General features: G+C 71.4%; 9 protein-coding genes and 2 pseudogenes. 5 read left to right on the top strand and 6 right to left on the bottom strand.

Annotation, left to right across the window (positions count from 1 at the left end; genetic code table 11):
• Together FJ309_16485 and FJ309_16480 are read right to left on the bottom strand one after the other, a co-directional pair.
• Positions 1–545: HupE/UreJ family protein (locus tag FJ309_16485; GenBank protein ID MBM3956177.1), on the bottom strand; the 545-nt coding region annotated here is incomplete at its 3' end.
• A 9-nt stretch (positions 546–554) separates the two neighbouring features.
• A complete protein-coding gene (locus tag FJ309_16480) occupies positions 555–2,168 on the bottom strand; it encodes a hypothetical protein (GenBank protein ID MBM3956176.1) in 1,614 nt (537 codons plus the stop codon).
• Here FJ309_16480 and FJ309_16475 point away from each other — a divergent pair.
• From FJ309_16475 to FJ309_16465, 3 genes are all read left to right on the top strand, one after another.
• On the top strand, positions 2,167–3,027 hold the full coding sequence (locus tag FJ309_16475) for a hypothetical protein (GenBank protein MBM3956175.1): 861 nt from the start codon (positions 2,167–2,169) through the stop codon (positions 3,025–3,027). The genes FJ309_16480 and FJ309_16475 overlap by 2 nt on opposite strands.
• Entirely contained in the window at positions 3,024–3,623 is a 600-nt protein-coding gene (locus FJ309_16470; GenBank protein ID MBM3956174.1) for a molybdopterin adenylyltransferase, read from the top strand. Before FJ309_16475 ends, FJ309_16470 begins: the two co-directional genes overlap by 4 nt.
• A 67-nt stretch (positions 3,624–3,690) precedes the next feature.
• Positions 3,691–4,068, top strand: a complete 378-nt coding sequence (locus FJ309_16465) for a sulfur reduction protein DsrE (protein MBM3956173.1) — start codon at positions 3,691–3,693, stop codon at positions 4,066–4,068.
• Between the two features lie 34 nt (positions 4,069–4,102).
• On the opposite strand, the gene FJ309_16460 is transcribed toward FJ309_16465, so the two are convergent.
• Positions 4,103–4,480: a (2Fe-2S) ferredoxin domain-containing protein gene (locus tag FJ309_16460; GenBank protein MBM3956172.1), complete on the bottom strand. Its 378-nt coding sequence runs from the start codon at positions 4,478–4,480 to the stop codon at positions 4,103–4,105.
• A 93-nt stretch (positions 4,481–4,573) separates the two neighbouring features.
• On the opposite strand from FJ309_16460, the gene rpmG reads away from it, so the two are divergent.
• The gene (gene rpmG, locus FJ309_16455) at positions 4,574–4,756 is read left to right on the top strand and encodes a 50S ribosomal protein L33 (protein ID MBM3956171.1); all 183 of its coding nucleotides are present in this window, start codon (positions 4,574–4,576) and stop codon (positions 4,754–4,756) included.
• Between the two features lie 17 nt (positions 4,757–4,773).
• On the opposite strand, the gene FJ309_16450 is transcribed toward rpmG, so the two are convergent.
• Positions 4,774–7,014 (bottom strand): cation-translocating P-type ATPase, encoded by a 2,241-nt coding sequence (locus tag FJ309_16450; protein MBM3956170.1) that lies wholly within the window; start codon positions 7,012–7,014, stop codon positions 4,774–4,776.
• 29 nt (positions 7,015–7,043) lie between these two features.
• On the opposite strand from FJ309_16450, the pseudogene FJ309_16445 reads away from it, so the two are divergent.
• A pseudogene (locus FJ309_16445) lies at positions 7,044–7,787 on the top strand (winged helix-turn-helix transcriptional regulator).
• A 253-nt stretch (positions 7,788–8,040) separates the two neighbouring features.
• On the opposite strand, the pseudogene FJ309_16440 reads toward FJ309_16445, so the two are convergent.
• A pseudogene (locus tag FJ309_16440) lies at positions 8,041–8,388 on the bottom strand (cobalamin biosynthesis protein CobW).
• Between the two features lie 49 nt (positions 8,389–8,437).
• A complete protein-coding gene (locus FJ309_16435; protein ID MBM3956169.1) occupies positions 8,438–8,695 on the bottom strand; it encodes a hypothetical protein in 258 nt (85 codons plus the stop codon).
• Positions 8,696–9,423: the final 728 nt, after the last annotated feature.

The raw sequence follows: 9,423 nt of genomic DNA, 5'->3' as shown, positions 1-9,423 counted from the left end.
ATAGCGCGCCTGCGGTTCGCCTCGATACCAGTCGAGGCCAGGCCGGTCTTGCCCTCGGGGGTGAGTATTCGCGTACGATGCGCAGGACATGCCACCCGAGACAGGTGACTGCGCTGGCTCCCAGGCGCCGGATGCCACCGTGCGCGACCGCACCGCCGCCGCTCCGGGGCTGTGGTCGGCGCAGGAGCCGGCCTCTGGCCCGCGGCGCGGCGGGTGGCGGAGGCGACTGGCACTGCTCGCGCTTCTGGGGCTGGGCGCCCCGACGGCGGCCCCCGCCAGCGAAAACGCGGCTCGACGATGTTCTCGACCGCCACAGCCACGATCGAAAGCGCGATGAGCGGTTCGACCACGGCCGACGGCATCCGCACGACGCCGGTCACCGCCAGCGCGAGCGTAAGCGCGTGGGCCACCGTGAAGGCGCTGACCTGCCAGAGAAGCGGCCGCCACGACGGCGCCGCCAGCACGAGCGCGCTGATGAACAGCACGTGGTCGAACCCGCGCGGCAGGATGTGCTCGAGGCCGAGCGTGACATACGTGGAGAACACGCCGGCATGTTACCGCGTGCGCACGGGCACGCGGACGGCGGGCACGCGGCGTCCGGCCCACCGTCTGCCGCGGCGCCAGCCGAGGACCACCGCCGTGCCGCTCACGGCAATGCCGCCGAGGCTGAGGACGATGACGACGAGGTCCCAGGCCGGCCGGGCGAAGTAGAGCGCGGGGAAATCCAGGGAATGCAGGCCCTGATACAGCCAGCGCTCGAGACGGCTGAGGCGCTCTTGCTTTGCCACGAGCTGGCCGGACCGCGGGTCGGCGTACAGCCACGTGCCGGCCGCGTCGTCGAACTTCACGCGGAGCACCGGCAGCGGACGGCCACCGTCACGGTCGTAGTAGTAGGCGTCGTACTCATCGAGCCAGACCGACTCGACCACCGCCGCTCCGGGCACGGCCTGGTGCGTGAGACGCTCCACCGAGGCGCAATCGAAGCGGTCGACGAGCGCGTGGCTGGGGTCGCCCACGCGCGTCAGCCGGCGCTCGAGTGCGGTCTGCGGCGACAGAAACGCCGCCAGGTCGGTGTTGGTCCACTGGCCGGCGTCGGCAGCATGTGGCGGCCGGTAGGCCGACAGATACGCCGCGCCGTCGAACTGCACCAGATCGACTTCACGGGCGGGAAACGCAGTGGCCAGCGCGCCGGCGGCAGCGCGGATGGCGGCCACGTCGAGCCGTTTGAGGTCCAGCGGGCCGCCGGCCAGCACCTCGCGCTGCGCGCGGGTCGGCGAACTCCCCGGACTCCAGTCCCAGGGGTTCATCGACAACATGCCGCTCAGGATCCACGTGAACGTGATGACGCCGAAGATGAGGCCGCCGTAGTGGTGCCACTTCATCATGCCGGCATACGGGGAACGCGACGGCGCGCTCGCCCCCCGCAGCCGGTACCGCGGTTGGCGCGACCAGCGCCACAGCCCTGCCGCGAGACCGCTCAGCGCCATCACGCAACCGACGAGCGATCCGTAAACGATGAGGCCGTCCCAGAGGTCGGCGTGGCGACGCAGCGGCGTGAAGTAGACCCAGTGCAACACGGCGCCGGCGTAGCCCCAGAGGCGGCCGCGCGCGTCGGTCTTCATCACGATGTCGCCCGTGCGGGACGAGAGGTAGAGATGTGTACCGGCGGCGTCACCGAGCGCCAGGCGATGCAGCGGCATCTGGGCGCGAATGACACTGCTGAGCGTCCACTGGTCGGAGTCTTCGAGGCGCCGTTCGTGGCGCACCGTGGCGGCATGCTCGGGCACGAAGGCACGCACGGCGGCGACGGCCTCCGGCGCCGGCACGTCGTCGAGCGGTGCGCCGGTGTCGGCGTAGACCGCGCGCCACTCGGCGCCGCGGGCGAAGCGGTACACGGGCCGGCCCTGCCACATGCCGATGCGCAGACGATCCGGTGCGGTGGCGGGGTGGTAACCCGCGCGCCGCGCGGCGTCGGCCGGCGGCACGGCCACCGCTGTAAGGTCGAGCGGCGGCAGGCGCATGAGACGCTCTTCCGCGGTGAGCCGTGGCATCCGGGCGTACATCATCACGATGCCGGAGGCGAACCACACGAGGAAGAGCCCGCAGCAGGCCAGACCGAGCCAACGGTGGGTGTAGATCAGCCAGCGGGTGACGGTCGCGAGTGACATGCACGGCGAGTGTGACGTGGTATGGCGAGGGGCCTCGTGTCGAAGCGTCACCGCGGTTGGTGCGCATTCGCACCACCTCGCGGATCACGAGAGACAACGGCGAGCCGGTATGATCGCCGGCATGCCCGTGCGCCTGTCCGTCGTTCTACTCCTGGTCCTCAGTGCCGCGTGCCGTTCCACGGCGCCCCTGCCAGCCACCTCGGCCACACCGGCTCCGCCGGCCGCCGCGATGCCCGACAGCATCCGCTGGGTGCGCGACGCCGCGGAGTATCGCGCCGCCACGCTGCAGGCGTATCGCCTGGCGACGAGCGCCGTCGAGGCGGCCGCGGCCGGACGCCAGGCCGGTTCGTGGGCCGTCGTGCTCGACGCCGACGAGACCGTGCTCAACAACGTCACGTATCAGCTCGAACGCGCACAGCAGGGATTGCCCTACTCGAGCGAGAGCTGGGCCGCCTGGGTGCGCCGCCGCGAAGCCACGCCGATTCCTGGCGCCGCCGCGTTCCTGGCCCGTGTGCGGGCGCTCGGCGGCCGGATCGCCATCGTCACGAACCGCCTCCAGTCAGAGTGCGCGGACACCGCGGCCGTGTTCGAGCGCCATCAGCTGGCGCACGATGCGCTGCTCTGTCGGCCGGATGCCGGCCCGTCCGACAAGAACCCGCGCTTCGACGCGGTGGCCGCGGGCCGGACGCCGGCGAGCGCGACGCCCGTCGAGATCGTCGCCTTCGTCGGCGACAACATCCTCGACTTCCCGCGCCTGTCGCAGCAGAGCGCGCGTGCGGGCGAGGCGGCGCTCGCGCCGTTCGGCCCGCGGTTCATCCTGCTGCCCAACCCGATGTACGGGAGCTGGCAGCCGCGATGACCGCTGCCCTGGCACCTGACCGCCCGGCGCGTCTCGGACTCGTCTCGGTGAGCGACCGCGCCGCAGCGGGCGTCTACACGGACGAGGGCCTGCCGTCGCTACGCGCATGGCTCGGCGCCGCGCTCGCGACGCCGTGGACGGCGGTTGAGCGGCTCATCGCCGATGACCAGCCCACGATCGAAGCCACGCTCATCGATCTCGTCGATACGGAGGGCTGCGACCTCGTGCTGACGACCGGCGGCACCGGGCCGGCGCCACGCGACGTCACACCCGAGGCCACGCGCGCGGTCGCGCACCGCGAGCTGCCGGGCTTCGGTGAACAGATGCGGCAGGTGAGCCTGCGCGCGGTGCCGACGGCGATCCTGTCACGCCAGGTGGCGGTGATTCGCGGGCGCGCCCTCATCGTGAACCTGCCGGGACGCCCGGCCGCCATCCGCGAAACGCTCGAGGGCCCGCGATCGCCGGATGGCTCGCTGACCATGCCCGGGATCTTCGCCGCCGTGCCCTACTGCCTCGATCTCATCGGCGGCCCGTATGTGGACACCCATGCGGCCGTCGTCGCGGCGTTCCGGCCCGCGTCGGCGCGCCGCCGCTGAGGCGCCGGCATGACACGTGGTCTACTGTGACGCGAACCTTCTTCCCCAGACAAAGGACTCCTGCCGCATGACCGTCGCCGACATCTTCGCTACCAACATGGCCAGCACCACGAAACTCGCCACGATGATCCTGCCGCAGCTCGAAGGCGGCACGCACGGCGTCAAAGTGGCCGGCATGATGTTCTTCGACGACCACGTCTACTGCCTGCGCGCCGCCGACCCAGTGGGCGAGCGCCTGGCGAAGGTGGCGGCCGAGCAGGGCATCCTGCTCATGGTCTGCGATCAGTGCGCCGTGCGCCGTGGCCTCGCAAACGGCACGTTCGACGAGTGCGGCACGGGCAGCGTCACCGCCAAGGGCCTCGTGCACGGCGTCGTCGCCGGCTGCTTCCCGCAGCTCTACGCCGCCCTCGGCGGCGCCAGGCCCGACCAGGTCATCATGCTCTGACCACCGGTAGCCGCGCGCCCGTCCCGGCGCGCGGCTACACGCCCGGCTCCCGGTCTGCGTCCGGCGGTGACGCCGGCATCACGCGATCGTCGATCGCCGGCGCGCCCCAGGCGTAGAGCACATGCGTCTCGACCGGGCGCCCGCCCTCGAGGTGGTCGGCCGCGATCCGGCGGGCCATGGCCGGGTCTACGTACTTGTACCAGAGCCCGTCGGGCTGCACGATCACGATCGGCCCGTCGTCGCACCGGCCATTGCACAGGGTCTTCGTGGTGTGCACACGTTCGTGCAGTCCGCGCGCCTGCACTTCCTCACGCAGTGCCGTCGTGCTCGCCGAGGCGCCTCGTGCCGCGCAGCTCGAACCGTTGCACAGGAACAGGTGGCGCTCCACCTGCGTCAGATCCTTGATGGCCATCGCTCGATCCTACGCCCGGTGGCCGCGCGGCGCTGGTGTCATCCGACACCGCCCGCCGCACGAACCTCTGGCACGCTGAGACCCTCGCGCCGGATGCCGCGCGCGGACAGGAGGCTGCAGGTGCCACGCATCATCGTCAAGCTCGTGTCGACAGCCGGGACCGGCTATTTCTACACGACCACGACGAACCAGAAGACGACGACCAACAGGCTCGAGCTGCGGAAGTACGACCCGCGCATCCGTAAACACGTGGTGTTCAAGGAAGGCAAAGCCTAGCCCCGGCCCGTCACGCGTCAGTGCGAATGCGCGGCCTGATGCGTATGGCCGCCCTCACCGGCGTGATGGTGGTGGTGATGGGGCATCGGCGGCGCCTGCACACGCAGCAGGCGAAGGCCGTTCATGGTGACGGCAAGCGTGGCGCCGGTGTCGGCGAGCACGGCCATCCAGAGCGTGGCCTCGCCCAGCGCGGCCGCCACGAGGAACGCCACCTTGATGCCGACGGCGAACCACAGGTTCTGCTGTACCACGCGCAGCGTGCGCCGCGCGTGCCCCACGAGCCACGGCAGATGACGCAGATCGTCGTGCACGAGCACGACATCGGCGGCATCGAGCGCCGCGTCGGTGGCCCGCGGACCCACGGCCACACCGAGGGTGGCCGCCACGAGCGCCGGCACGTCATTGATGCCGTCACCCACCATCGCCACGGGGCCGTGCGTGCCCAGCTCCGCAATCGTCGCCGCCTTGTCGGCCGGCGTGCATTCACCGCGCACCTCGGTCACGTGCATCGCCCGCGCGGTCGCCTGCACGGCCTCGGCATGATCGCCTGACAGAATCACCAGCTGGCGGACGCCGCGGGCCCGCAGCAACTGGGCCGCCGTGATGGCGTCGGCGCGCGTCGTGTCATGCGCCCCCAGCACGGCCCACAGCTCGGCGCCGCTGCCGCACGCCACCACGGTCAGGCCCTCGGCATGCAGGCGCGCGATCTCCCGCGCGGCCTCGTCACTCACCTGTGCGTGCTCGCCCAGGAACCGGGCGCTGCCGATCCAGAACTCGTGGCCCCAGGCCTCGCCGACCAGGCCCCGTCCCGGCACGGCCTGCACGTCGTGCGCGTGCGCCGCGCCCTTGGCGGCGCCGCGGCTGGCGGCGAAGGTCACGAGCGCATGCGCGAGCGGATGTTCGCTGCGCGTTTCGAGCGCCACGATATGGTCGAGCACCTCACGTTCGGTGCGCGCGCCGAGCATCCGGAGGCTCACGATCTTCGGCCGGCCGGTCGTGGCCACACCGGTCTTGTCGAACGCCACCGCGCGCAGCGTGCCACACCGTTCGAGGTGTTCGCCGCCCTTGACCAGCACGCCGTGCCGGGCCGCCGCCGAGATGGCGGCCACGATCGTGACCGGCGTCGAGATCACGAGGGCACACGGGCAGGCCACGAGCGTGACCACGAGGCCGCGGCGGAACCATTCGTCCCAGGCGCCGAAGCCGACGAGCGGCGGCACGAGCCACACCGCCAGGGCAAGCACGACGACCACGGGCGTGTAGACGCCGGCGAAACGTTCCACCCAGCGCTCGGCGTCGGTGCGGCCCTGCCGGGCGTGCTCCACCGCCGTGAGCATCCGCGCCAGGCCGCTCTCGTCGGCGCGGCTGCGGGCGCGGATCTCGAGGGCGCCCGATCCGTTCACGGACCCGGCCGTGACGAGGTCGCCCACACGTTTCAGCACGTGCGTCGGTTCCCCCGTCATCGCCGACTCGTCGACGCTCGACGACCCGGAGACGACGTCCGCATCCACGGGAATGCGCTCGCCGGGCTTCACGCGAAGCACCATGCCCGGCTCGATGCGGTGCACGGCGACATCGTGTTCGTGGCCATCGACACAGCAGCAGGCATGCCCGGCGGTGCCCTGCATCAGCGCCCCCACGGAGCGGCGGGCGCGCGCGGCGCTCCACGCTTCGAGCAGTTGCGAACCGGCAAAGAGACTCGCCACCGTAGCGGCTTCCGACACTTCGCCCAGCCACGCGGCGCCGACAATCGCGATGACGACGAGCACGTGCATGTCGAGCCGGCCGGCGCGGGCCGAGGTGACGGCCTTCGGCAGGATGATCGCGCTCGCGGCGAGCGCGGTCGCCGCATACGCGGCGGTGCTCACCCAGGCCGGGCCGTCGGCGTCGACGTCGGCCACGAGGGACAGCCACGCCCCGCCAGACTCGATGAACTGCGCCACGACCGCCACGGCCAGGCAGGATGCGCTGAGAATGCCCGACCACCACACGCGGGGCTCGACCGCCAGCTCTGGCACGGCCTCGTCGGGCTGCACGAGCCGCAGGCCGGCGCGGGTCACGGCCGCCGAGACGAGCGGGAGCGTGGCCGGCGCCGCCAGCTTGAACGACACGCGCGCTCGCACCTGATCGATATGCACGTCCGACACGCCGGTCTGGCGGTCCAGGGCCCGCCGCAACGCCCCCACCTCCTCGGCACAGTGCAGGCCGAGCACCTGCAAATCGACGGACTCACCAGCTGCTGAATTATTTACTTGCATAGTTGCGCAACTATTGGGATACTCCGCCCATGGCCCGCCGCGACACGCCCGCCGCCCCCGAGACGTGCGATCCGCCGCATTCCGCCAGCGCCCTGCCGCCGCTCGATGGCTCGCCGGCCGCCCTGGAACGGGCCACGCGGCTCTTCCGCGCCCTCGGGGACGAGGGCCGGTTGCGGCTGCTGACGCGGCTGGCGACGGCGCCGGCCTGCGTCACGGATCTCGCTGAGGCGGAAGGTGAAAGCCTGCCGACCATCTCGCAGCGGATCCGCGTGCTGCGCAACGAGCGGCTGGTCACCCGGCGCCGAAACGGCCAGCATATCACCTACGCCCTTGCCGACGACCATGTGGTGGCCATCGTGCGGGCGGCCATCGACCACGCCGCGGAGACGCGGCAACCCACGTAAGCCTTCAGGAGCATCGCCATGTCCGAGACCCATCGCATCCACCGAGATCACCCCCACCAGCACGGCCCCGGCTGCGGCCATCAGGCCGTGAGCCACGACGGCCACGTCGACTACCTGCACGACGGCCATCTGCATCACCTGCATGACGGCCACGTCGACGAGCACACGCTCGACGTCACCGCCGCGAATCCCTCGGCCTGCACCCCCGCCCATGCCTGCGGCGCGCACGACACCACGCACGTGCACGGGCCGGCGTGCGGCCACCAGGCCGTGCCGCACGGCGACCACATCGACTACCTCGTGGACGGCCACCTGCACCACCCGCACGGCACGCACTGCGACGACCACGGCGCAGTGGTGCTCGCCTGACATCGCGCATGCGGCCGGACGCCCTCGCGGCGTCCGGCCAGTGAGTCGATGCGCACCGCGCCGGCGCTACCGCGGAGCAATGAACGGTTGCCGGAGGGGAACGAACAGCAGGAAGCAGAGGCGGAAACGCGGGATCATCCCGCTCGACGGCGGCCGGCGCTTCCTCGGTGTCGGATGCCACACGCCACGCCGGGAACGGATCCTGGAACGCCTGCCAGCCCTCGCGGCCGAGCGCCATCTCGTCGTCGGTCAGCAGGCACGCATCGAGCCGCGCGGCGAGCACGGTCTCGTCCATCTCGCGGCCGATGATGACGATCTCCTGCCGGCGGTCGCCGATGTCGTCGTGCCAGTGCCGGCCGATGTCCTCGAGCGCCTCGGTGTCGGTGGGCCATTCGGCCGGCGGAATGTCGGCCCACCAGAGTCCGGCCGGCTGATGATTGCAGGCGCCGCCCGCCTGCGACCACTCTTCCACGACAGCGTGTTTGGTGGCCAGCCAGAAGAACCCCTTCGAACGGAACACGCCCGGCCAGTCTTCGTGGATGAGGGCCCAGAAGCGTGCCGGATGCATCGGCCGTCGCGCGCGGTAGACGAAGCTGCGGATGCCGTAACTCCTCGGATTTCGGCACTTCTTCGCCGCGCATTACCGCCAGCTATCCGGGCGCCTGGCTGGCGGCCGTCAAGTCGAAACGACCGGTGTCGAGGACCTGATCGAGCGGCACGATGCCGCGCTCGGCCCTGACGATCGCGGCTTTCGGATTCAGCTGCCGCAGCACCGCCTCGAGCGCCTCGAGCGTGAGCGCGCCGCGCAGGCGACACAGCTGGCGAGCCAGTCCGCGGACGTTGCGGAGTTGAGAGCGCTGGTCGAGACGCTGATGCGCCAGGTGGCCCAGCCGCGCTAGGCGACGCACCCATGGACCGGCCCTCGACCCCACAGGGATTCGGGTGGGGGGCCGGAACATTGTGCGCCGGCTTTCACGACCCCCAGACCCACCCCGGGGGCAGGATGTGGGGGGGGTGGGCGCCGTCTCCACAATGTCTCCAACGCGGGGGGCCACGGGCGGCGACCGGAGGCGACCCCCGTCCACAGCGGTGCCAGTCACCGGGCGCACCCTCAGCAGCCCGGCGCCGCCGGGCACCTACAGCTTCACCGTGGCGGCGCAGAACGCCTGCGGCGCGAGCGCAGCCACCAGCGCCCAGACCGTGACGATTCCCTAGGGCCTACCGGGCGACCGTTCCGCTCGGCCGGGCCCCTCTCCTCCGCGACACCCCGGTCTCGTCACCCCGACGGTCGACGGGGCCGGAGCAGCGCGCGGAGGCTCTGATGTGCGCCGGTGGTCTCACGACGCACGCGGTCGGGGTGGCTGGGATACGATTACCCGTCGGCGCCACGGAGGCGTCCACATTTGCGGGAGACGTCCATGCGTTGTCACGTGATCCGACTGAGTATCGTCCTGGGGTGTTCGCTACTAGCAGCCGTATCGGCGTCGGCACAGACCGTCGGGACTTTTTCATGGCAGCTGCAGCCCTACTGCAATCGATTGACGCTGACCGTCACCCAGCAGGGCGGACAGTATCAGCTGGACGGGACCGACGTGGATTGTGCCGGCACGCCCTCTGCCGCACGCGGGATGGCGCT

The sequence above is a fragment of the Planctomycetota bacterium genome, assembly GCA_016872555.1.
Lineage (GTDB): Bacteria > Planctomycetota > Planctomycetia > Pirellulales > UBA1268 > F1-20-MAGs016.
Note: the sequence above shows the minus strand (reverse complement) of the source record. Positions and strands in the feature narration are given on the sequence as shown.